General features: G+C 64.0%; 22 protein-coding genes. 12 read left to right on the top strand and 10 right to left on the bottom strand.

Annotated elements, in window-relative coordinates; translation table 11 throughout:
* The first annotated feature begins 131 nt into the window (after positions 1 to 131).
* The 4 genes from LZ519_RS02800 to apaG are packed head-to-tail and all read left to right on the top strand — an operon-like array spanning position 132 to position 3,918.
* Entirely contained in the window at positions 132 to 848 is a 717-nt protein-coding gene (locus tag LZ519_RS02800) for an aspartate/glutamate racemase family protein (RefSeq protein WP_249867213.1), read from the top strand.
* 39 nt (positions 849 to 887) lie between these two features.
* Complete coding sequence (uvrC, locus tag LZ519_RS02795; RefSeq protein ID WP_249867212.1) at positions 888 to 2,837, top strand: excinuclease ABC subunit UvrC; 1,950 nt, start codon at positions 888 to 890, stop codon at positions 2,835 to 2,837.
* Positions 2,838 to 2,845: 8 nt separating this feature from the next.
* Positions 2,846 to 3,463, top strand: a complete 618-nt coding sequence (gene recO / locus LZ519_RS02790; protein WP_249867211.1) for a DNA repair protein RecO — start codon at positions 2,846 to 2,848, stop codon at positions 3,461 to 3,463.
* Positions 3,464 to 3,504: 41 nt separating this feature from the next.
* On the top strand, positions 3,505 to 3,918 hold the full coding sequence (apaG, locus tag LZ519_RS02785) for a Co2+/Mg2+ efflux protein ApaG (RefSeq protein WP_249867210.1): 414 nt from the start codon (positions 3,505 to 3,507) through the stop codon (positions 3,916 to 3,918).
* A 49-nt stretch (positions 3,919 to 3,967) separates the two neighbouring features.
* Here the strand turns inward: apaG and LZ519_RS02780 are convergent, their stop codons facing one another.
* On the bottom strand, positions 3,968 to 4,381 hold the full coding sequence (locus LZ519_RS02780) for a hypothetical protein (RefSeq protein WP_249867209.1): 414 nt from the start codon (positions 4,379 to 4,381) through the stop codon (positions 3,968 to 3,970).
* A gap of 219 nt (positions 4,382 to 4,600) precedes the next feature.
* On the opposite strand from LZ519_RS02780, the gene LZ519_RS02775 reads away from it, so the two are divergent.
* From LZ519_RS02775 to hflX, 8 genes are all read left to right on the top strand, one after another.
* The gene (locus tag LZ519_RS02775; RefSeq protein WP_249867208.1) at positions 4,601 to 5,002 is read left to right on the top strand and encodes a hypothetical protein; all 402 of its coding nucleotides are present in this window, start codon (positions 4,601 to 4,603) and stop codon (positions 5,000 to 5,002) included.
* 998 nt (positions 5,003 to 6,000) lie between these two features.
* The gene (locus LZ519_RS02770) at positions 6,001 to 6,771 is read left to right on the top strand and encodes a metallophosphoesterase family protein (RefSeq protein WP_249867207.1); all 771 of its coding nucleotides are present in this window, start codon (positions 6,001 to 6,003) and stop codon (positions 6,769 to 6,771) included.
* Positions 6,772 to 6,862: 91 nt separating this feature from the next.
* Positions 6,863 to 8,059 (top strand): tetratricopeptide repeat protein, encoded by a 1,197-nt coding sequence (locus tag LZ519_RS02765; protein ID WP_249867206.1) that lies wholly within the window; start codon positions 6,863 to 6,865, stop codon positions 8,057 to 8,059.
* Complete coding sequence (locus LZ519_RS02760; protein ID WP_249867205.1) at positions 8,056 to 9,408, top strand: O-antigen ligase family protein; 1,353 nt, start codon at positions 8,056 to 8,058, stop codon at positions 9,406 to 9,408. The genes LZ519_RS02765 and LZ519_RS02760 overlap by 4 nt, the downstream gene beginning before the upstream one ends.
* Positions 9,409 to 9,490: 82 nt before the next feature.
* A complete protein-coding gene (locus LZ519_RS02755) occupies positions 9,491 to 11,749 on the top strand; it encodes a sensor histidine kinase (protein ID WP_249867204.1) in 2,259 nt (752 codons plus the stop codon).
* Between the two features lie 12 nt (positions 11,750 to 11,761).
* A complete protein-coding gene (ntrX, locus tag LZ519_RS02750) occupies positions 11,762 to 13,141 on the top strand; it encodes a nitrogen assimilation response regulator NtrX (protein WP_249867203.1) in 1,380 nt (459 codons plus the stop codon).
* Positions 13,142 to 13,154: 13 nt separating this feature from the next.
* Positions 13,155 to 13,640 carry an RNA chaperone Hfq gene (gene hfq, locus LZ519_RS02745; RefSeq protein WP_249867202.1) on the top strand — a complete coding sequence of 162 codons (486 nt, stop codon included), beginning with the start codon at positions 13,155 to 13,157 and terminating at the stop codon, positions 13,638 to 13,640.
* Positions 13,637 to 14,947 (top strand): GTPase HflX, encoded by a 1,311-nt coding sequence (gene hflX, locus LZ519_RS02740; protein ID WP_249867201.1) that lies wholly within the window; start codon positions 13,637 to 13,639, stop codon positions 14,945 to 14,947. Before hfq ends, hflX begins: the two co-directional genes overlap by 4 nt.
* Here hflX and mazG read toward each other — a convergent pair.
* The 9 genes from mazG to LZ519_RS02695 form a co-directional block, all read right to left on the bottom strand.
* Positions 14,935 to 15,672, bottom strand: a complete 738-nt coding sequence (gene mazG / locus LZ519_RS02735; RefSeq protein ID WP_249867200.1) for a nucleoside triphosphate pyrophosphohydrolase — start codon at positions 15,670 to 15,672, stop codon at positions 14,935 to 14,937. The two genes, hflX and mazG, sit on opposite strands and share 13 nt — an antisense overlap.
* A 76-nt stretch (positions 15,673 to 15,748) precedes the next feature.
* Entirely contained in the window at positions 15,749 to 16,336 is a 588-nt protein-coding gene (locus tag LZ519_RS11645; RefSeq protein ID WP_249867199.1) for a retropepsin-like aspartic protease family protein, read from the bottom strand.
* Complete coding sequence (locus LZ519_RS02725; protein WP_249867198.1) at positions 16,333 to 16,914, bottom strand: retropepsin-like aspartic protease family protein; 582 nt, start codon at positions 16,912 to 16,914, stop codon at positions 16,333 to 16,335. Before LZ519_RS02725 ends, LZ519_RS11645 begins: the two co-directional genes overlap by 4 nt.
* 15 nt (positions 16,915 to 16,929) lie before the next feature.
* Positions 16,930 to 17,709, bottom strand: a complete 780-nt coding sequence (locus LZ519_RS02720; protein ID WP_249867197.1) for a TatD family hydrolase — start codon at positions 17,707 to 17,709, stop codon at positions 16,930 to 16,932.
* A complete protein-coding gene (gene metG, locus LZ519_RS02715; RefSeq protein WP_249867196.1) occupies positions 17,706 to 19,211 on the bottom strand; it encodes a methionine--tRNA ligase in 1,506 nt (501 codons plus the stop codon). The genes LZ519_RS02720 and metG overlap by 4 nt, the downstream gene beginning before the upstream one ends.
* A gap of 31 nt (positions 19,212 to 19,242) precedes the next feature.
* Positions 19,243 to 20,217: a DNA polymerase III subunit delta' gene (locus tag LZ519_RS02710; RefSeq protein WP_249867195.1), complete on the bottom strand. Its 975-nt coding sequence runs from the start codon at positions 20,215 to 20,217 to the stop codon at positions 19,243 to 19,245.
* Positions 20,214 to 20,840, bottom strand: coding sequence for a dTMP kinase (gene tmk / locus LZ519_RS02705; protein WP_249867194.1), 627 nt, complete (start codon positions 20,838 to 20,840; stop codon positions 20,214 to 20,216). Before tmk ends, LZ519_RS02710 begins: the two co-directional genes overlap by 4 nt.
* The gene (locus LZ519_RS02700) at positions 20,837 to 22,018 is read right to left on the bottom strand and encodes a D-alanyl-D-alanine carboxypeptidase family protein (protein WP_249867193.1); all 1,182 of its coding nucleotides are present in this window, start codon (positions 22,016 to 22,018) and stop codon (positions 20,837 to 20,839) included. The genes tmk and LZ519_RS02700 overlap by 4 nt, the downstream gene beginning before the upstream one ends.
* Before the next feature lie 85 nt (positions 22,019 to 22,103).
* Complete coding sequence (locus LZ519_RS02695; RefSeq protein ID WP_249867192.1) at positions 22,104 to 23,225, bottom strand: lytic murein transglycosylase; 1,122 nt, start codon at positions 23,223 to 23,225, stop codon at positions 22,104 to 22,106.
* Positions 23,226 to 23,227: the final 2 nt, after the last annotated feature.

Below are 23,227 nucleotides of genomic sequence, written 5' to 3'. Positions count from 1 at the left end.
CGGCTTGCCGACAAAGGCGATATGGCCGAAAGTCGGGCGAGCGCTGAGTCGCAGGTTCAGCGTCGAAGTCGCATCTGGGTTAAAGCCCCCAGCCGGTCGCCGGTGGGGGTGCGGCCGGAAGGGAGGCAGGTTTGCGCAAGCTTGGGATTATCGGCGGCACCAGCTGGGCGTCCACAGCGCTCTATTACGACCATATCAACCGCGGCGTCGCACGCCGGCTCGGCGGTCTTCACAGCGCCCGGCTGGCAATCGAAAGCCTCGATCTTGCTCCGCTTGCAGAGCTGGAGCTGTCCGGCGACTGGGATGGCGTCGCGGGAATCATGATCAATGCCGCGAAATCGCTCGCCAAGTCCGGCGCCGACGGCCTGCTCATCGCCTCCAACACCGGCCACAAGGCCTATAGCGCCGTCGCCGCGGCCGTGCGGGTCCCGGTGCTTCATATTGCCGACGCGACGGCGGAAAAACTGGTGGAGGACCAGGTCAGCCGGGTCGCGCTTCTCGGTACCCGCTTCACCATGACGGAGCCCTACGTCCGCGAACGCCTCGAGAAGCGAGGGATCGCTCTCGCCTCTGTCGATCCCAAGTGGATGCAGGAGGTCGACCGGATCATCTTCGAAGAGCTCGCAGCCGGGCAGGTGATCCGCGACAGCCAGCGCAAGCTCAAGACGCTGATTGCCGAGCTTGCCCGTCACAAGGTCCAGGCCGTCGTGCTGGGCTGCACAGAGCTTGTGCTTGCAGTGGACACTCGAGCGAACGTGATTCCGGTGTACGACACGACGGCGATCCACGCCCGGGCTGCCGTCGAGTGGATGCTGGCGGAACAGGAGCAGGCCAAAGCGGCGGCTTAAGCCCTCCCGCAACGGGACAGCATCGCCTACATCGGCTTGATGGACCGTACTCCGGCCGATCGTCCCGACCAGCCCAATGCCGCCGAGCGCTTCAACGAAGAGCAGGCGACCTATGCCGTGCGCGGTGCGGACAAGCCCGACCTGGAGGTGGGCGTGGCGGCCATTCGCGACGTCCTGAAGACCCTGCCGAGGCGCCCGGGGGTCTATCGGATGCAGGATGCGCGCGGGGACGTGCTCTACGTCGGCAAGGCGAGGGCGCTCCGGAACCGCGTAACCAACTACACGCAGGTCGCGAAGCTACCCAAGCGGCTGCAGCGCATGGTGTCGCAGACTCGGTCGATGACCATCATCACGACCCGCACCGAGGCCGAAGCGCTCCTTCTCGAAGCGCAGCTGATCAAACGCTTTCGGCCGCCGTACAACGTCCTCCTCCGCGACGACAAAAGCTTCCCCTTCATCCTGCTCCGCGAGGACCACGCCTTTCCAAGGGTCCAAAAGCATCGCGGGGCGCGGCGGGCGAAAGGGCAATATTACGGGCCGTTCGCAAGCGCCGGTTCGGTCACTCGAACTCTTAATGCGCTTCAGAAGCTATTCCTTCTAAGAAGCTGTTCCGACAGCTTTTTTGAAACACGTTCGAGGCCATGCCTGCTCTACCAGATCCGCCGCTGCTCGGCGCCTTGCGTCGGGCGGATTTCGGAAAGCGATTATGCCGAGCTCGTGAAGGACGCGAAGGCGTTCCTGGCCGGCCGTTCGACGGGTGTCCAGGAACGGCTCGGACGATCGATGGCGGAGGCCGCGGACAAGCAGGATTATGAACTTGCCGCCGTCTATCGCGATCGCCTGCGCGCGCTGACCTACATCCAAGGCAGCCAGACGGTGCATTCCGAGGGGCTTGGCGACGGCGACGTGATGGCGCTTGCCTGCAAGGGCGGGGCAGTGTGCATCCAGGCCTTCTTCATTCGCGGGGGTCAGAATTGGGGTCATCGCGCCTTCTTCCCCGCGCACACGAACGACATTCCCGAGGCAGAAGTGCTCTCCGCCTTCCTGGTCCAGTTTTACGAGGAGGTGCCGCCACCGAAGCGGATATTGGTCGACCGTGATCTTCCCGACCGCGAGCTGCTCGAGGAGGCGCTATGCGAGCGGGCAGGGCGAAGGATCTCAATCGAGCAGCCGAAACGCGGCGCGCGGGCGAGGTTGATCGACCAGGCGCGCAGGAACGCCGAGGAAGCGCTCGACCGGCGAATGGCCGAGACCGCGACCCAGACCCGGGTCCTTCGCGAGCTCGCCGATACATTCGACCTCCCCGAAGTGCCGAAGCGCATCGAAGTCTATGACAACAGCCACATCATGGGCACCAACGCCACCGGTGCCATGATCGTCGCTGGCCCTGAGGGCTTCAGGAAGAACAATTACCGCAAGTTCAACATCAAGCGGCCCGAAACCGCGCCTGGGGACGACTTCGCCATGATGCGCGAAGTCCTCGAGCGGCGCTTCGCGCGGCTGGAGAAGGAAGACCCGGAGCGAGCGAGCGGAGAGTGGCCAGACCTCGTGCTCATCGACGGCGGCAAGGGCCAGCTGTCGGCAGTGTGCGAGGTGATGGAGGAAATGGGAGTCCACGACGTCCCGATCGTCGGCGTTGCCAAGGGTCCGCATCATGGCCGCGACGGCCGCGAAATATTCCATTTGCCCGGCGGTCGAGAACTGACGCTCCCGCCCAATTCGGCGCTGATGTTCTACCTTCAGCGGCTTCGCGACGAGGCGCACCGATTCGCTATCGGCACCCACCGGCAGAAGCGTGCCAAGAGCCTCACCACGTCCACTCTGGACGACGTCCCGGGCATCGGGCCCAACCGCAAACGGGCGCTTCTCATGCACTTCGGGACGGCACGCGCCGTGAAGGGCGCTGCGCTCGAGGACCTTGAACGGGCGCCGGGAATCTCGAAAACAATCGCACGCCAGGTCTACGACCATTTCCACCCTGGCGCCTGAGGCTGTTGGTGCAGATCGACACTGAAGCGATCGTGTGCGGGGTCAGGGGCCACGGCGAGCACGGGACGATCGTCCGGATGCTCAGCCCCGACCATGGGATGGTTGCGGCCTATGTTCGCGGCGGGCGCGGGCGGCGAGTGCGGCCAATCCTTATTCCCGGAAACACAGTGTCCGCGCAGCTCCGCTGGAGAACCGAAAACCAGCTTCCGCAGGCGACGGTCGAGTTGGTCCAAAGCCGGGCGCCTATCCTCAGCGAGCCGCTTCCTTCGGCGGGGATCGATTGGGTAACGTCGCTCGTCACGGCCGCGCTCCCGGAGAGACAGCCCTATCCGCGGCTCTACCAGGCGATGGGCGGCCTGCTAGACGCGATCGAAGCCGCTCCGTCGGCGATCGGCTGGAGTTCGGCGCTGGTGCGGTTCGAGCAATTGCTGGTCGCCGAGGTCGGCTATGCGCGGCCCGAAACTGACTTCATCGAAGGCCAATCGCCGGCGGGATGGAGTGAGATACTTGCTGCCCTCAACCGGTCGTCGCGGCAGCTGTTCGGCGAGCTGTTGACCGGCAGGGTGGAGGCTCTCCAGGATAGCCGGTCGAGGCTGCTCGACCGCCTTGCGCGGGCCGCGCGCTAGACAGCTTGTGCGAGCCAGCACTCGCCCCTACCTTCATTTTGATGGCTTCATCCTCCGACGCGCTTGCGGTGCTGTTCCCCAATGTCGCCGTGACTCGCGATATCAAGGTGAGGGTGGCCGTCAGTTACCTGGCAGAACAGTCCAACCCGCAGCTCGACCGCTGGTTCTGGTCCTATCACATACGAATCGAGAATTGCTCCGACCTATCGGTGCAGCTGCTTTCGCGAAGCTGGAGCATTGTCGACGGGCGCGGCGCCATTCATGAGGTCCATGGCGAAGGCGTGGTCGGAGAAACTCCGCTGATCGCTCCTGGCGGGAGTTTCGATTATGTTTCGGGCTGCCCGCTCGACACGGCGGGCGGATCGATGAGCGGGACTTACCGGATGGTGGACGAGGACGGATCGATCTTCGACGTCGACATCCCGCGTTTCGCGCTCGTCGCTCCAAGCGCATAAGAAAAGGGCGGCCGCGAAGGGCCGCCCCATTCAAGCGAAAGTCACCGAATCAGGCCGGGCTCACCGGCGTGATGTCGCCATTGTGGTTGTCGTCGCTCAAGAGCAGAAGTGCGGCGACCCCCAAAATCGCAGCCAGTCCGAGGAGCAGCGGTAGAGTACCGATTCCCGTTCCCGGTGCTGGCGGCGGCGGAGGTGGAGGTGCGACTTCGCCGACCGCCGCTGGAGGCGGAGTCGTGACGGGAAGCACGCATCCGGGGGCTACACCCTGTGCGGCCGTCGCTGCCGCGGCCGCAGCGGTCGAGCCGGCGCAGACAGCAGCCTGCGAAGCCGCGGAAGCGAGAACGCTCAGCGAAACGAGCGGATCGATCCTCGGCGCTGTGGGGGACGGCGCGGCATAAGCTGCCTGACCGGAGACCAACGCTGCTGCTCCTGCAGCAAGAACAAGCGTGCGGAATCGTGCCATGGAAAACCCCATTCTGGCCAAAGTGGGGGCGAAAGCCTCCGAAGTGGACAGAACGCCGCAGCGGCGGTTCGGTTGCGCAAAATCTAAAGCGACCGTTTTTCGAAGACGCAGGAGCAGCAATCCGCCGCACTTCCGGCAAATTGGCGACATCGGGGAAACCATGTCCGTTATGGATGGTTTGTGCCGCATCCACTTCAGGAGTCCGGAAGGAGCCGCGCGATGACGAAGTCACTGCTGTTCAAAGCCGTTTTCTTTGGTGCGGCAGCTGCCGCTCCGATCGCCGCGGTCGCTGCCCAGGCCGTGGCGTGGGCGCCGGGCTCCGAGATTGCGGGCCAGACCGTGCAGGTTCAGACCAACGGCGTGATGAACAGCATCACGTTCAACGCTGACGGCACGGCAACGATTGGCACCCCGAGCGGCACGACCGTGCCCGGAACGTGGTCTGCGGCAAACAACATGCTGTGTCTGAGCGCGAACGGCGGGCAGGAGTGCTGGCCTTATTCGCAGCCATTCCACGCCGGCCAACAGATCGCCCTCACCAGCTCATGCAACCAGGTGACGACGTTCACTCCGCAGTCGACCAATCCGCCGACGCAGCGCAGCGGCGGCGAGCGCGGCTAGCACATAGAAAAAGGGCGGCCCAAGGGCCGCCCCGTTCCTTGCGTGCAATCAGGAATTAATCAGGGCTGACCGGAGTCAAATCCCCGTGGCTATCTCCGTTTCCGGACGCGATCAAAGCCACCAGCCCGAGGAACACGACAAGCCCGAGAACGAGCGGAAGTGCACCAATGCCATGGCCCGGAGGCGGGCCCGGCGGCGGTGAGCAGGTCGCTGTAACCGGAATGACGCTTCCATCCGGGCAGGTCTGAACCGCCGGAGGAGCGTCCTGGACCACCGCGGCCGCCGCGACAAGCGAGGCGCGCGACTGAGTCGTTCCGAGAACGCTCAACGAGACGAGTGGATCTACGCCCACAGCTCGATGTGCTTGAGGAGCCGCGTAGACGGCCTGTGTAGAGATCAATGCGGCCGCCCCTGCAGCCAACACAAAACCGCGGATTCCCCAGTTCATCTGGAACTCCCGTATTTGCCAGAACGGCGGCTTTTGCCACCAAAACGGACATAAAGCAAAACCCAAATCAAAAATTTCGCAAGCTAAATGAAATCGCGGGTGCGCGGCGGGCCGGCTGACGCCCCTTTCAGGGGCCCGCCGAGGCCATGACGTCACCATTTGCATCAGGCGGGGCCCGCTTATCGGTGACGGCAAAGCGTTTGAAATTACGCCTATTTAGCCGAGCATTTAAAAAAGCTGCCGGGGCCTGGCACGGTCCAGGAGGGGTGCATTTGGCGAGTTGGGAAATTATCGTGCGCTTCCGTCGACAGCCCGGTCCGGGAAACCGTCGATTGGCGGAAATTCGACTAGATGGATCACGCAGAGCCCCCGCGCGCCGTGGTAATAGTAATGGCCGATTCGGATGATTCGCCGTTCGAATGCCGACTCAGCCCGGCGGTGATGCGCAGTTGGAATCGGCAGACGCTTCGCCGATACGCACGCGCTTGAACGAGTAAGAGAGGAACCAGGTGGGTAAGACCGCAACTTCATCCGACGGAGACGAAAGGGGATGAGCCGTCGACTCTTCTTCTCGCGTCCGGCCAAGCCGGCCGGCCCGCGCGGCCGCCGCGCCTATGCGATCGGCGACGTTCACGGCTGCCTCGACATTCTCGACAGCCTGCTCGCGCAGGTCGAAGCTGACATCGAGGCGCACCCGAAAGCGAAGACCAGCATCATCTTCCTTGGCGACGTCATCGATCGTGGGCCGGCCTCAGCGCAGGTGGTCGAACGGCTGCGAACCTACGCGCATCCTCGAGCCACCGCCCATTTCGTGATGGGAAATCACGAAGAGGTCATGCTCCGTGTGCTGGACGGCGACCTCGAGACGCTTTCCAGCTGGCTGCGCTTCGGGGGCGCCGAAACGTTGCGGAGCTACGGCATCGAGCCGCGCGATCTCAAGAACAAGCCGGATGACGAGATCGTCGCCAGCATCAGGGCTGCCGTTCCGCCCGAGCATCGGGAATTCCTGGCGAACTTCGCGGACAGCTTCACGTTCGGCGATTATCTGTTCGTCCACGCCGGCATCAGGCCGGGGGTCGAGCTATCGGAGCAGGCGCAGTCGGACCTCAGGTGGATTCGCGACCCGTTCCTTAGCGATCCGACCGATCATGGCTTTGTCGTCGTCCACGGCCACACAATAACCAACGCTGTCGACGTCGCCACCAACCGAATCGGAATCGACACGGGCGCCTATTGCACCGGCGTTTTGACCGCGCTGGCGATCGAGGGGCCGAAGCGCTGGCTGATCCAGACATCAGAAAGCGAAGCGCAGCCGGTCTGAGGGCCGATCGTCAACCACCCCCGGTTCCAGCGCCGTCACCACTATGGCTATGGCAATCGTTACGGCTATGGCTATGCCTATGGTCATGGGAATGGGTAAGCAGGGCCAGCGAAAGGAAAGCCTGGCAGGGGCGGCGGCAACGCTTGTCGTCGGGGCGCTTCTCGCAATCGAGGTGGTGCGTCTGTCGGTCGCATCGAACATCGCCGAAACCAACCCCAGGCTTGCATCGCAGCTTGCGCCGAATAGCCCGTTCGCGCTGCTTTCGAACGCGATGGGGGGAGTGGGACGATCCGCCGCTACGGGAGGGAACCCCGACCAGCAGACGCTGGATTCGCTCAAGGCCACTGCGGGCTTGTCGCCTTTGCAGCCAGAACCGTTCCTGGTCCAGGGCGCTCTGGCAGAGAGGGCGGGCGACATGGCTCGAGCTGAGGTTCTCCTGACCGAAGCGCGCTTTCGCAACCCGCGCTCGAACGCAGCCCGCTATCTGCTCGCGGACGTGTGGCTGAGGCAGGGCAAGGTCGTCCAAGGTCTTACTGAAATGGCGGTCCTTTCGCGCCTTTTTCCGGAGGCGTCCGTTCAGCTGGTGCCCGCGCTGTCGGCTTATGCGCAGTCGCCGGGCGCTCCGGATAGGCTCGCTCGGATCCTTAAGACGAACCCGCAGCTCAAGCGGCCATTGCTGAACGCGCTCGCTTCGGATCGTGCCAACGCAGGGCTGGTGCTGGACCTCGCCGGATCCGACGTCCGGTCGACGGACAAGGAGGCCAACCGGTGGAAGGAGAAGCTGCTCAGGGCTTTCGTGTCAGCCGGGGCCTACCAGCAAGCCTATGACCTGTGGCGTGCCTTTGCCGGCTTGCCGAAAGGCGCGGCCCCGCTTCTGTACAACGGCGACTTCAACAAAACCGGCGCTCCCCCTCCGTTCAACTGGACCTACATTTCGGGCCCGGCGGGCTTCGCCGAACCTGACAAGGACCGGCTGCGCGTGCTTTATTATGGCCGGCAGGACGCGCCGCTGGCTTCGCAACTGCTGCTACTCGCGCCGGGGAGCTATCGGTTCGCTGTTGCAGTCAGCGGAAGCCCGGCCGCCGGCGCTCTCGTCTGGACCGTGACCTGCGTGGGAGCGAAGTCGCCGCTGATGCAGCTCGACGTGGCCAGCGGGACTTCGGCGCCCTTCACGATTCCCACTGGCTGCCCTGCGCAGACGCTCGCTCTTGGCGGCCATCTGCAGGAGGTTCCCAAGGACACCGACATCCAGATGGGATCCGCGCGGATCCAGAGGGTGGGGGCATGAGCAACCGGACGCTCTCGCTGATCCTCGGCGGCTACGTGCTGCTCTGCATCGTCGTGGGCGGAAGCGCGCAGGGGAGATGGGCGAACCTGGCGCTTCAGCTCCTGGGGATCGCACTACTTGGTCTCGCCGCTCTCAATGAAGCTGAGCGGGAGCCGCCGGACCGGTCTCAGATGCTCATCGCGGGACTTCTCATTGCCGGGCTTGCCTTTGTCCTCGTGCAGCTGGTCCCGCTGCCGGCATCCCTGTGGACGTCGCTTCCCGGCAGGGAAGCTCTGCAAGAAGGCTTCCGCACGCTCGGCTATCCGGCGCCAGCCATGCCGATATCCGAGGCACCTTATACTTCTCTTCTCACGCTGTTTTCAGCCATCCCGGCGATTGCGACCTTCGTAGTGGTGATGAGGCTGAGACCGGATCCGCGCTGGGTGGCTCTGGCCGTCGTCGCTGCAACGATCCTGGCAATCCTGTTCGGCGCAATTCAGGTTTCGAGCGGCGCGAACAGCTGGGCCTATCTCTATAAGATCAACAGCGCCGGAGCCGTCGGCTTCTTCGCCAATCGCAACCACATGGCGACGCTGCTGCTGGTCGCGATCCCGATGGCCGCCGCGCTTCTGGCCTCGGCAAAGTCGGACCGCCGGTCGGCCGCGGGGCGCTATGCGACCGCCGGCGCGCTCGTGGTCACCCTGATGGTCGGAATCGGCCTCAACCAGTCCTTCGCCGCCTACGGCCTGGCGCTACCCGTCCTGTTCGCCAGTTTCGCACTTCTTCCGGCCACCGCCGGTTGGCGGCGGATCGCCTTGCCGGTCGCCGCGGTGGCGATGTTCGGCGGAATCGTCTTGCTGGCGACCAAGCCGATCGGAACCACGGCAATTCAGGCGAGCGCAACGGGATCGGTGACGTCGAGGGCGGAGATCTGGAACACGACCGGCAAGGCTATCGCCGAAACCTTCCCGGCGGGCACCGGCCTGGGGACGTTCCAACAGGTCTATTCGCACTACGAAGATCCCTCGCTGGTCACGAACCAATATGTGAACCACGCCCACAACGACTATCTGGAGCTGGTGCTGGAGCTCGGCGTAGCAGGCATGGCCCTGATCATCCTGTTCCTCGCCTGGTGGGTGGTTGCAGCCGCGCGAATCTGGACGTCGCCGCTAAGCACACCTTATTCGCGCGCGGCGACCATCGTGACGGCGACGATCCTCGCGCATAGCGTCGTGGACTTTCCGCTCCGCACGGCGGCGATCTCCGCGATCTTCGCCGTTTCCGTTGCCATCATGGCCCAGCATCTGGCGAGCCCTCCCGCGCCCCGCAAAGGCGAGTCTCGGCCGACCCGGCACGTCAAGCTCGGCTGAGGGACGAAAAGCAGCGCCAAGCTGAAGCCCGGCTCGCCTGAACTGTGTTGTTTCTGCAACGGTGCGTGCTACGGCAAGACTGATGGACGTGGCCGCGACCGAATCGGAAATCGGAGAGCAGAAGGGGAGCTGGCTGGCCCGCGAGCGCGAAAGCGGCCGATTCTACCGCTATGCTGCAATTGTCACGGCTGTGGTCCTGGCAGCCACTGTCGCGTTCAGCATCTGGCTGCTCCAGCGACCCGCGAGACCCGGATCACTGCTGAAAGCGCCACTGATCGCAGCGCTTCTGATCGCCAACCTGATTCCGGCCATCGCCCTGATGGTACTTCTGGCTCGGCGGATCGCGATGCAGCGGGCGGAGAGGGGAGGGGTCGGTTCGGGTCGGCTGCACACCCGGCTCGTCGCCCAATTCTCGGTCATCGCGGCGGTTCCGACCGTGCTCGTGGCGATCTTTGCCTCGCTTCTTTTCCAAAGCGGCCTGGAATTCTGGTTCTCCGACCGCGCTCGCGGCATGCTCGAGAATTCCGTGCAGCTCGCTCGGGAGACCTACAATGACGAGGTCGAGCGGGTGTCGGCAAACACGGTCGCGATGAGCAAGGACCTCGCCGGTTATCTGGAGCAGGTTCCGATCGATGATCCACGCTTCGTCGAGGCGTTCTCGAAGGTTCAGGTCTACCAACGGGAGCTCTCGGAGGCGATCATCTTCACCTACGGCCCCGATAAACAAATCCGAACGCTGGTGCTGGTCAATCCCTACGACCGCCCGCTGGACCGAGTGATCACGCCCGACAAGATTGCGGCCCTTCAGACGAAAGAGACTGTCGCGGTGAATTCGTCAGACAGGATCGGCGCGCTCACCCGACTCAATTATGGACCGACCACCTACTTGTACGCTGCACGCGTCTTCGATCCCGATTTCCAGGCGCAAATCGACAGGGCTAACGCCGTTCTCCATGACTACCAGGCGCTTCTTGCCCGATCGCGCGTGAACCAGCTGCGGTTCAATGCCGCGCTCCTCCTTGGCGCCTTGCTCATCGTCGCGCTCGCTATCCTGGCGGCGATGCGTCTCGCCGACCGGCTGGTTCGTCCGGTCGGCCAGCTCGCCGAGGCCGCCGGCCGGATCGAGCAGGGCGACTTCACGGCGCGAGTCCCGATCACTCGAACCGAGGACGAAATCCAGACGCTTGCCCATGCGTTCAACCAGATGACCGACCGGCTTCAGGAACAGACGGGAGAGCTCCGCGCCGCGAACACGCAGCTCGATACCCGCCGCGCCTTCATCGAGGCGGTGCTGTCCAGCGTCACTGCCGGCGTCGTCGCGCTGGATGCGCGGAATAAGATTCTGCTCAGCAACAAGTCGGCCGCCGCGCTTCTCAAGCCCGAGAAGGAAACCCTCGAGGGCACCGCCCTTTCGAAGCTGTCGCCCGAGCTGGCAGAATTCATGCACGGCGATGAACGCGAGGCGAACGTCGACGTCGAGGCAGGGGCGGGGCGCCGCACCCTCGCCGTGAAGCGGGTTCGCTACCAGGACGGCGCCGTGCTGACCTTTGACGACATCACCGACCAATTGTCCGACCAGCGGAGCGCGGCTTGGTCAGACATCGCCCGTCGCGTCGCGCACGAAATCAAGAATCCGCTGACCCCGATCCAGCTCGCAGCCGAGCGACTCCAAAGGCGCTTCGGCAAAGAGGTTCAATCGGATCCGGAGACATTCGACAGGCTGACGGGCACGATCGTCCGGCAGGTGGGCGACCTTCGGAGAATGGTCGACGAATTCTCCAACTTCGCGCGGATGCCGAAGCCGGTGTTCCGCAGCGAGAACGTCCACGACATCGCCAGGCAGGCGCTGTTCCTGCACGAGGTTGCGCATCCCGAAATCAAGTTCCTGCTTGAGCCGCCGACGGGCGACTACCCGATGATCTGCGACCGCCGCCAGCTTGGTCAGGCGCTGACGAACGTCGTGAAGAATGCCGTTGAAGCCATTGAATCGAGGCGTAGCCGGGGCGAGCATCATCTCAGCGGCGACCGCGTCGAGCTGCGCCTTCGCCGCGACGGCGACCAGCTGATCATCGACGTGATGGATACGGGAATCGGCCTTCCGGCCGACCGGGAGCGGCTTACCGAGCCCTATATGACGACGCGCGTCCGCGGGACCGGGCTTGGCCTCGCGATCGTCAAGAAGATCGTCGAGGAGCATTGCGGCGAGATCGCTTTCCTCGACCGCCAGGGTGGCGGAACGCATGTGCGGATCGCATTCGACGTGGACAAGTTGGCGGACCGGCAGGCGGAAGGCCCGGAGCCTCAATCGGATAATGAAAGTGAAGATGGAACATATATTTAGGGAGCGTTTCTGATGGCGCTTGAAGTGCTTGTGGTCGACGACGAGGAAGACATCCGCGACCTGGTCAGCGGTGTCCTCCAGGACGAAGGCTATGCCGTTCGCGCCGCCGCCGACAGCAGCGCTGCGCTTGATGCGATCAAGGACCGCAGACCATCGCTGGTTCTCCTCGACGTATGGCTTCAGGGCTCAAGGCTCGACGGCCTGCAACTGCTCCAACAGATCAAGCACAACGACCCGAGCCTTCCGGTGCTGATGATTTCCGGCCACGGCAACCTCGACACGGCCGTTGCCGCGGTTCGCGAAGGGGCGGTCGACTTTATCGAAAAGCCGTTCGAGGCCGGGCACCTGCTGCACCTGGTTTCGCGGGCCACAGAGACCGACCGGCTGAGGCGCGAAAACGAGAGCCTTCGCCAGCATGTCGTCCACGATGAGGTGCTGAGCGGCAATTCGGTTGCGATCAACACGGTTCGAGCAACATTGAAGCGGGTCGCCCCGACCGGAAGCCGGGTGCTGATCACCGGTCCCGCCGGGGTGGGCAAGGAAGTCGCGGCTCGAACGATCCATGCCTGGAGCACTCGCGCCAACGGCCCGTTCGTCGTCGTGTCGGCGGCGATGATGACGCCGGAACGGGTCGAGGAGGAGCTGTTCGGCCTCGACAATGAGGACGTGAGCCGGCCGGGCCTCCTGGAGCAAGCGCACGGCGGAACCCTGTTTCTCGACGAAATCGCCGACATGCCGCTAACTACCCAGGGCAAGATCCTCCGGGTTTTGACCGACCAGAGCTACCAGCGAGTCGGCGGCCAGCGGCCGGTGAAGGTCGACGTCCGCGTTCTGTCAGCGACTTCCCGCGACCTCGCGCAGGAAATCGCGCAGGGGAGGTTCCGCGAGGACCTGTTCTATCGGCTGAACGTGGTTCCAGTCCGGCTTCCTCCGCTCCGCGAGCGGCGCGAGGACATACCCGAGCTCGCCAATCACTTCGTCGCCAGGTTCGCCGCCGAACGACGGATCGTAACTCCTGCGCTGTCGGATGAGGCTATCGCTGCGCTCCAGGCGCACGAATGGCCCGGAAACGTCCGGCAACTTCGCAACATCATCGAGCGGACCGTCATCCTCGCTCCGTGCGAGCAGGTCGAGCGGCTGGAAGTCGACATGCTCCCGTCGGAAATCCTCGAAAACCAGGGCTCGACCGGGCTTTCGAGCCAGGCGATGACGATCATGGGCAGCCCGCTCCGCGAAGCTCGCGAATCCTTCGAGCGCGAATATCTGCGGATCCAGATCCGCCGGTTTTCCGGCAACATCTCGAGGACAGCGTCGTTCATCGGGATGGAGCGGTCAGCGCTCCACCGGAAGCTCAAAGCGCTGGGGATCGGCGACAAGCGGGACGAGGAGTGACTTACCGTCCGTGATGGCAGCCAAGCCCGTAAGCCTGCAGGATCAGTTCCTTAACACCGCGCGCAGGTCGAAAGCCCCGCTGACCCTATTCCTGTTGAAGGGCGTCAAGCTCCAGGGCGTCATAACCTGGTTCGACTCCTTCTCGCTGCTCCTCAGACGCGAGGGGCAGAACCAGCTCGTCTACAAGCATTCCATCTCGACCATCATGCCGGCGGCCGGGCTTGACCTTGGCGAGCTGAGCGCGCCCGAAGGGAGCCGTCATCCCGCGTTGCAGGATGCCTTCCTGACCGCTGCTGCGCGCGAACGGAAGCGGATGACGGTCTTCCTGGTCAACGGCGTCATGTTGGAAGGGCTGGTGACAGTCCATGATCAGTTCTCGCTACTTCTGGAGCGGGGAGGGCAGGTGCAACTGGTCTACAAGCACGCAATTTCCACGATGCAGCCGGACGAGCCGCTTTCGCTTGGCGGAATGGACGCTGGCGAAGAGGACGAGGAATGACGGTCAGAATCGCCGACGGCGCCGGCGCTCTGGACGTCGCTCGAGGCGAACGGGCATTCGTGATCGGAATAGAGCGAACCGGGCCGGGCAACGGCCGCTCTTCGGAGGCGAAGCTCGACGAGGCGGTAGGGCTCGCGCAGGCGATCGGAATTGACGTCGTGGCGCAGCGCACCGTCAGGCTTCGCGCGCCCAAACCCGCGACCCTGATCGGCAAAGGCCAGATCGATGAGATCGCCGAGGAAGCCAAGGAGCGCGAAGCGGGCCTCCTCATCGTCGACGCGCCGCTCACCCCCGTGCAGCAGAAATCGCTCGAGGAGCAGGTCGGGACGAAGGTGATCGACCGCACCAGCCTCATCCTCGAGATTTTCGGGGAAAGGGCGGCGACTTCGGAAGGGCGGCTCCAGGTCGAGCTCGCCCACCTCGATTATCAGGCGGGCCGCCTGGTCAGGAGCTGGACCCACCTAGAGCGGCAGCGCGGCGGCTTCGGCTTCCTCGGCGGCCCTGGCGAAACACAGATCGAGGCGGACAGGCGGCTTATCCGCGACCGGATGGCTCGGATCCGGCGGGAGCTGGAGCAGGTAAAGCGCACCCGGTCGCTTCACCGAGGGCGGCGCCAGCGTGCGCCGTGGCCGGTGATTGCGCTGGTCGGCTACACGAATGCCGGGAAATCCACGCTTTTCAATCGCATGACCGGTGGTGACGTTCTCGCCGAGAACATGCTGTTTGCGACGCTGGATCCCACCATGCGTGACGTCAAGCTGCCAGGATTCGACAAGGCGATCCTGTCGGACACGGTGGGCTTCGTGTCCGACCTTCCGACGCAGCTCATCGCCGCATTCCGGGCGACTTTGGAGGAGGTGGCGTCGGCCGACCTGCTCGTCCACGTCCGCGACATGGCGCACCCCGACCGGGAAGCGCAGCGCGAGGACGTGGACGAGGTGCTTGCACAATTAGGTGTCGGACCGGAAGACGAGGGCGCCCCGCCGCGGATTGAAGCCTGGAACAAGGTCGACCTTCTGGCTCCGCAAGACAGGGAGGCGCTTCAGGCGGAAGCCGCTCGCCGGGAGGACGTGGTGCCGATCTCGGCACTGACCGGCTTCGGCCTCGATGTGCTCAGCCAGCGGATCTCGAACCAGCTTCAAAGCGGCAATGTCGTCCACTCGATCCAGCTGCCCGCAAGCGACGGCGAGAAACTTGCCTGGCTCCATGCGCGCGGTGACGTCATCGGCCAGGACATGCGCGACGGGGATCTGCACCTTCAGGTTCGCCTTTCGCCGGAAAATTGGGCGCGGTTTCAGTCGCTCTGAGCGGCCTTGGCCTTCACCCACAGCGCTTCCATCTCATCCAGGCTCATGGTGTCGAAGCCCGGAGTAGTCTCAATCGCTCGAAACCTTTTCTCGAACTTACGATTCGCATGACGCAGAGCATCTTCCGGATCAATCTTGAGATGTCGTGCGAGGTTTACTACCGCGAACAATAGATCGCCGAGCTCCTCTGTGCGGCGCTTCTGGTCGGTTTCGCCGTCGAGCTCCTGAAGCTCCTCGTTGACCTTCGCCCGGGCTCCGGAGCTGTCGGGCCAGTCGAAACCGGTTCGAGCCGCCCTTCGCTGAAGCTTCATCGCCCGGTCGAGAGCGGGAAGGGTGTTGGCCACGCCGGCGAGCGCGCTGTCGTCCGGCTTCTGCTTGCGCTCGGCCGCCTTGATCGCGTCCCAACCGGGACTTTCCGAAGCGTTTCCAAAGATATGCGGGTGCCTGCGCTCGAGCTTGTCGCAGATGCGGCCGATGACGTTATCGAGGCTGAACAGCCCGCGTTCCTCAGCCATTTGCGCGTGGAACACGACCTGGAGCTGCAGGTCGCCAAGCTCATCCTCGAGCGCGTCCATGTCGCCGCGGTCGATCGCATCGGCGACCTCATAGGCTTCCTCGATCGTGTAGGGGGCGATGGTCTCGAAGCTTTGCTTGAGATCCCATTCGCAGCCGCGCTCCGGGTCGCGAAGACGGCGCATGATGGCCACGAGCCGCTCAAGGTTCATGAGGGGGCCCCTGGAAGCGCATTTCCGACTGCAGCGTTAAGTCTGATAATATGTATTATGTAAACTCCTAGGTGTGTCAGGGAACGAGGACCAGCCAACGCCCCTCAACCCCCCAGCGACGAAGTGTCGACAGGAAATTCATTCCCAGCACGTTCAAATCGTCATTTTCCGTCACGTGAAGCGCGAAATTGTCCCGTTCGATAGTCCCGACCCGAAGCCGCCGCGCCCGCCCCGTCGCCACTTTCACGAAGCCGTTGCCCGTCCTGACGATCTGATTTGCCGTCTCGCTGACCTGGACTCCCGCCTCGGCTGCTTCCTCACGGTCGATCGTCGTCATCGTGGCTCCGCTGTCCACCAGGAACCGAACCTTTTGGCCGTTCACTCGCGCATCGACCCAGAAATGCCCGTCGATCGCCATCGGGATCCTGAGCTCGCGGCCCTGATGGACCGGCTCGCCCGTGATTTCGGAGCGTGCGCGCTCCCAGACCCAATCCAGATTATCCCGGAAAGTGAACAGGATGAACCCGCTACTGAAGATCGCGACCCACGTGAGGATGTGCGTCAACGCCCGAGCGAAAGGCTCGCGCCTCGACATCAGCGAGCCGAGGAGGAGCATCACCGCCATCAAGATGTAGAGGCTGCCCAGCATCAAACCGTTGGTCACGGCTGAAGCACCAAAGTGTTGCCTTCGACCCGCCAGCCGCGGAGCGTGGACAGGAAGTTCATCCCCAGCAGGTTCATGTCCTCCTGTGAACTGATATCGACCGGGAAGTCGCTGCGGACGATCGTTCCGACCTCGAGCCGGTCGGCGGTCGCCTGAGTCATCCAGGCCGCGCCGTTAGCCGTGTTCACCATCACCCTCTGGCCTTCCGCGGCCACGCCGACGGTCGCCGCCGTGTCCCTGCCGATCGTCGTGGTCGATGCGCCGCTGTCCACCATGAAGCGGACGCTTTGTCCGTTGAGCCTGGCCTGGACCCAGTAGTGACCGTCTTCGCTGATCGGAATCTTGACCGTTGAACCTTCCACGATGGGATTGCCGGTCGCTTCGGCCCACAGCCGCTTGCCGACCCATGCAAAGTCGTTGCGGAAGGCAAAAAGGGCGAAGGCGACGGCAAATATCCCGATCCACGCCAGGGTCATCTTGAGGGTGGTGCTGAGGGGCGTTCGGCGCCCGATCAGCGAGGACGCGACGAACACGGCCGCGACGACATAGAAGACGATGTACGGCCCGTTAGTCCCCATGGTCCGACCAGGATTTCACTCTGCCGCCTTGGGAAACAGTCGAAAGAAGTTCGCGGTGGTGGTTTCCGCCAAGGTCTCAAGGTCCTCCCCCCTCAGTTCGGCGACAAACGCGGCAGTGTCAGCAACGAAAGCGGGCTCGCACGTCTTTCCGCGGTTGGGGACGGGCGCGAGGAAGGGCGAATCCGTCTCTACCAACATCTGGTCTGCGGGAAGCCACTTTGCGGTGTCCTGAAGGTCGCGGGCGTTCTTGAAAGTGACGATCCCCGACAGCGACACGTAGAATCCAAGATCCAGCCCCTTGCGAGCCAGGTCCGCGCTTCCCGTGAAGCAATGGAGGACGCCGGTCACACCGCCCTCCTTCGCCGCGGCCTCAAGCATCTCTGCAGTGTCGGATTCCGCCTCGCGCGTGTGGACGACTAGCGGCAGTCCGGATTCGCGGGCCGCCTGGATGTGCGCGTCGAACCCCTCGCGCTGGGCTGCACGGTCCGACTTGTCGTAATAATAATCGAGCCCGCACTCGCCGATCGCGATCACCCGCGGATGCGCCGCAGCATCGACGAGCGCGGCCGAGCCCAGGTCCGGGTGAGCATCTGCCTCATGGGGGTGGACCCCGACGGTCGCCCAAACGTCGTCATTGCGTTCCGCGACCGAGATGACGTCATTCCACTCGCTTTGGCGGGTTGAGATGTTGAGGAAGCCGGCGACGCCGCGAGCTCGCGCGGTGGCGAGCACCTCGTCCTGCCGCTCGGCAAGCCCTTCGTAGTTGAGGTGGCAGTGGCTATCTATCAGCCTCACGCCGCCTCCCCCTCCTCTGCCGGCAGCTCGAGCCGCGGGAAGATCGGAACAGGCTGCTCGAGTGCCCCCTGCAGCGCAGCGTCGATCGTGTCGATCAGCTTCTGGGCCGAAGCCGGCACGACAGGAACCACCGCTTGAGCGAGCTTGCGGATCGCCACCACCAAAGTGCCAAGCACGTCCGCCATTCGCTCCGGATCGCTTTTCCTGAGGACCCAGGGCGCAGCGGTGTCGACATAGGCATTGCAGGCGAAAACGGCAGTCATCCAGGCTTCGAGCCCGACGGAGAAGGCGAACTCCTCGAAGTGCTCGTCCAGCTCCTTCACCGCGGCGTCGACCTTCGCCAGGAGCTCGGCGTCTTCGGGTTGCTTGCCCGGCGCCGGAATTGCGCCATCCAAATTCTTGTAAACCATAGACAAAGTACGCTGGGCGAGGTTGCCGAAGCTGTTGGCAAGCTCGGCGTTCACCCGGTTGACGATCGCTTCGGCAGAATAGCTCCCGTCCTGCCCGAACGAGACCTCGCGCATCAGGAAATAGCGCAGCTGGTCGACCCCGAAGCGCTCGGCCAGCACCAGCGGGTCGACGACGTTGCCGATGCTCTTGGACATCTTTTCGCCGCGGCTGAGCAGGAATCCGTGGCCGTAGACCTGCCTGGGAAGCTCGATGCCGGCGGACATCAGGAACGCCGGCCAATAGACGGCGTGGAAGCGGACCACGTCCTTGCCGATCAGATGGACGTCTGCCGGCCAGTAGCGGCGCCACAACTCCGTATCTTCGGGATAGCCGAGACCGGTGATGTAGTTGGTGAGCGCGTCGAGCCACACGTACATGACGTGGCCCTCGCTTCCCGGCGCCTTCACGCCCCAGTCGAAGCTGGTCCTTGAAATCGAGAGATCGGAAAGCCCACCCTCGACGAAGCGCACGACCTCGTTCCTGCGGCTCTCCGGCCGGATGAAGTCCGGATTTGCCGCATAATGGTCGAGAAGTTTCGCCTGATAAGCCGACAGTCTGAAGAACCAGCTCTCCTCCACCGTCCACTCCACTGGAGTGCCCTGCGGGGACAGCTTTTCGCCGTCGTCCCCCTGCGTAAGCTCGCTCTCGTCGTAATAGGCTTCGTCGCGAACCGAATACCAACCCTCGTAGCGGCCGAGGTACAGGTCCCCCTTCTCCGCCATCGCTGTCCAGATTGCTTGGCTGGCCCGGTGATGCGCTGGCTCGGACGTCCGGATGAATCGATCGTACGAGACCTCAAGAATATCGCACATCTCCTGGAATAGAAGCGACATTTTGTCTGCGAACGCCTGCGGCTCAACGCCTTCCGCGCGCGCGGCCTGGGCCATTTTGAGCCCGTGCTCGTCGGTGCCCGTCTGAAAGCGCACGTCGCGGCCTTGTGCGCGCTGGAACCGCGCGATCACATCGGCCGCGATGGCCTCATAGGCGTGGCCGATATGCGGCGGGCCGTTCGGGTAGGAAATGGCGGTGGTGATATAATAGGGTTCTGACACTAGGGCGCCCTACCCTGACCCTTGCCGCCCTTCAAGAAACGCCCGGGCCAGAGACCGAAGCCAGATATCCGCCGAGCTGGAAAACCGTCGCCGCTGGGTCGAGCGACAGGCGCGGAGCGATCACCGACAGCTCGCGGACCCGCTCATAGGCGTCGATCGCCAGCCCCCGCTTCGGCTCCGGAAGCGAGCGCGCTTCCCTCGCGACCATCGCCGGCAGAAGGTCGAGGAAAGCGGCGTAGCGGTCCGCCGCCGGCTTCCGGGCAAGCGCTCCGGCGAGCGCGGATCTCTTGCTGTTGTCGGGATCGCCATCCCTGAGGATCGACAGCGCCTCCTTCTCCAGCGTCCCAAGGTCGAGCGAAGCAAAAGCGAGCGCCCGCCCGACCGAACCGCCGGCCATGGGGATCACGCTTCGGCGATCCGCTTCGCTCGTGTCGGGAAATTCCCTCTCGAGGATCGACGCCATGGCGTCATCGTCCAGAGCGTGGAATTCCAGCCTTCGGCAGCGGGAGCGGATCGTAGGCAGCAGCCGCCCGGGAGCGTGGCTGACGAGCAGGAAGGCCGTGTTGGGCGGCGGCTCCTCGAGCATCTTGAGGAGCGCGTTCGCCGCCGACTTCTCAAGCTCGTCGATGCTGTCGATGACGACGACCCGCCACGGCGACAGTGCCGGGGTCAGCCCGAGGAAATCGCCAAGCTCGCGCACCTGGTCGACCGTTATGTTTCGCGCGAGGTTCCCAGTCTTTTCATTCTCCAACCGCTGCAGCAGGCGCTGGTCGGGGTGGCTTCCGGCGGCGATCAGCTTAGCGATCCGGTGATCGGCGGGCGTGTCCAGCACCGGCGCGTCGAAGTCCGGTCCCCCGGCCTTGGCCAGGATCCAGCAGCTTGCCGAGCGCGCAAAGCTCGCCTTCCCGACGCCCTTTGGGCCCGCAAGCAGCCACGCATGATGCAGTGCGCCGGAATCCCAGGCCTGCCGGAACTGCTCGACCGCCTCGTCGTGGCCAATGATCACGGCAGCAAGTCCGAAAGCGCCGCGAGCAACCGTTTCGTGACCTCCTCGGCGTTCCCCGAGGCGTCGATGATTCGCACGCGCTGCGGCTCCTCCGCCGCAATCAGTCGAAACGCGAGATCGACCTTCTGGTGGTATCCTTCCGGGCGTCCGCCGATGCGGTCGCTAACCTCATTGTCCCGAACTCGCGCGCGAGCGCCGCCTTCGGCAAGCGCTAGCACCAGCGTACGGTCGGGAAACCAATCGCTTATTCCGAAGGCATTGATAGCCCGGACCGCTTCGATACCAAGCTCCCCAGCTCCGCCCTGGTAGGCCAGCGAGCTGTCGACGAATCGATCCGAAAGAACCCATTTTCCCGACAGGATCGCTGGGCGGATCACCTTGTCGACATGGTCCGAGCGCGCCGCCGCGAACAACAGGGCCTCCGCTTGAGGACTCCACCGTCCCTCATCGCCGGTCAGCAGCATTTCGCGAATCTTCTCGGCCCCTTCGCTTCCCCCCGGCTCGCGAGTGACGACGACGTCGAGGCCTTGCGCCCGAAGGGCATCGGCAAGCGCCTTCACCTGGGTCGACTTGCCGGCCCCCTCCCCGCCTTCGAGGCTGATGAAGCGACCGCGCTCGCTCACGAGAGCCCGAAGAGCGACTTCAACCCGTTCCACGCGCGTCCGAAGAAGCCGGCCTCGCCGACATCCTCGCCGGCCACCAGCGGAACCATCTGCGGAGGCGTGTCGCCTGTCGTGACGACCAGCTTCGCGATTTCCTGGCCTTTGCGGATCGGCGCCTTGATGGGGCCGTCGTAGCGCACCTTGACCGTCATTCCGCCCGAAATGCTCAGACCTGCGGGCACGGTCACCGCGAGGTCTCGAGGAGCCACCAGCGGCACTTCGCTGCTCGATCCCATCTGAACCTTCGCCTTGGCGACCTCGGCGCCCTTCTTGAACAATGGCTTCGCGGTCCAGGCGTTGAAGCCCCACTGCATCAGCCGCGTCGATTCCTGGACGCGTTCGTTCCAGCTGCCCATTCCGGCGAGCACCTCGATCAACCGCCGGCCATTCTGCTCGGCCGAGCCCGTGAACCCATAACCGGCCTCGTCGGTGTGACCTGTCTTGAGCCCATCAGCGCCGGGAATTTTGCCCAAGATCGGGTTGCGGTTCGCCTGAATGATGTCCTGACCGGAGCCGAGTGTCTTCCCCCACGTGAAGCTCGGTTGCGAATAGAATTTCTTGTAGAGAGCGAAGTGATTTTCGATCTCGTACCGGGCGAGCGTGGCGAGGTCGCGCGCCGATACATAGGTCACGCCATTGTCCGGCCAGCCATTGGCGGTCCCGAAATGGCTGTTCGTCAGGCCCATCTTCTTGGCCAGCGCATTCATCTGGTCGGTGAAGGCTTCCTCGGTCCCCGAAATGCATTCGGCGAGGACCACCGACGCATCATTGCCCGACAGGGTGACGATTCCGTGGAGCAGGTTTTCGACGCTGACCTGCTCGTTTGCGGAAAGGAACATGGTGGATCCGGCCTGGGGCCCATGCCATTTCTGCCAGGTCTCCGGCCGCACCGTGCACATCTTGGTGAGCGGCAGCTTGCCGGAATCGATCAACTCGAACGCGACATCGGTGGTCATCATCTTCGCCATGGAAGCAGGCGGCATCCTGACGTCGGCATTTTTCGCGAACAGCACGGCGCCTGACGACAGATCGATGAGGAATGCCACCTTGGCGGTCGTATCGAACTGGGGGGCGCGCGCGGGTGCGGCGGTGCCGGCAAGGATTGCGGCGGTCGTGGCGAAAATCAGTGCGCGCTTCATGGGTGGAGACAAGGCCCTCTTCCAAATGATCGTGAATGGCCCTGTCTATCGCGCCATTGGCTTCGGCGCGAGGGCCTGACGGCCGCTATCGCGCGGAAATGGCGTTGGCCAGCAGCGCAACCGACAGCGCGTAATAATTGGAGCAATTGTAATCGAGGATCGCGTAATAATTCCGCGTAAGCAGGTATCCGGGAGCATAGGCGCCGGGGGTTTCCATCAGAGTAGCGAGCTCGTTGTCGGGAAGGCCGCGCCCGCCAGGCACGATCCCAAGCGTCCGCCACTCCGCAACCGTCAGCCAGCGGCTGTGCCGCTTGAACACGGCCGGACAGCGAGTCGGGTGAACGCGCGATTGGATTGCAGCCCGGTTCAGGCGGGCAGGGATGTTGACCGGAACTCCCCAGGGGATTCCCCGCTTCCACCCCGCATCGCGAAGGTAGTTAGCGATCGAGGCGAAGGCGTCGTCCTCGCTCCCCCACACGTCGGCATAGCCGTCGCCATTGCCGTCCTGGCGCAGGCGAAGGACCACTGACGGCAGGAACTGCGGATAGCCGGTAGCGCCGGCATAGCTGCCCTTGAGCTGGTAGCGCCTCACTCCCGCGTCCATCAGCTTCAGGGTGGCAACGAACTCGTTCTCGAACAGAGTTCGCCGTCGGCCTTCGTAAGCGAGGCTCGCAAGCACCTCGAGCAGGTCGAAGTTGCCGGTGATCGATCCGTAACTGGTTTCCTTGCCGTAGATCGCCATGATCACGGCTGGGTCGACTCCGTACCGCTGCTCGATCCGCGACAAATTCCCCCAATGCGACGAGTAGCGCGACTGTCCGCGGTTGATCAGCGAGCTGGTGATGTGCCGTTCCAGATAGCCCGCGAAGGACGGCGGGCGGTCGTCGTTGGACGGCGTCGGCCGCTGCGCATGGTCAAGCTGCATCACCCGCGAGTTGAGCTGGAGGCCGGGGATCACCGACTGGATCGTCGCTTCCCTGACGCCCTGGCTTCGCGCCTTGGCCGCGAGATAGCTTTTGTAGCGCTCGAACGGGCTCTGGGCCTGCGGGTAAGTTATGCCGTAGGTCTGCGCCTGAGCGATCTGCACGGTCGCCCGCGCCTCGGGCGCCTGTAGAGCAGACGGAATCGACTGGCTGTCTTCGGCTTCGGCAGGCCCGAGCGCCAGCGCTGCCGCGCTCGCCACACTCCACCCGACGGTCCAACGCAACG

This window comes from Sphingomonas anseongensis, from assembly GCF_023516495.1.
GTDB lineage: Bacteria > Pseudomonadota > Alphaproteobacteria > Sphingomonadales > Sphingomonadaceae > Sphingomicrobium > Sphingomicrobium anseongensis.
This window is presented reverse-complemented; position numbering and strand designations above follow the sequence as displayed.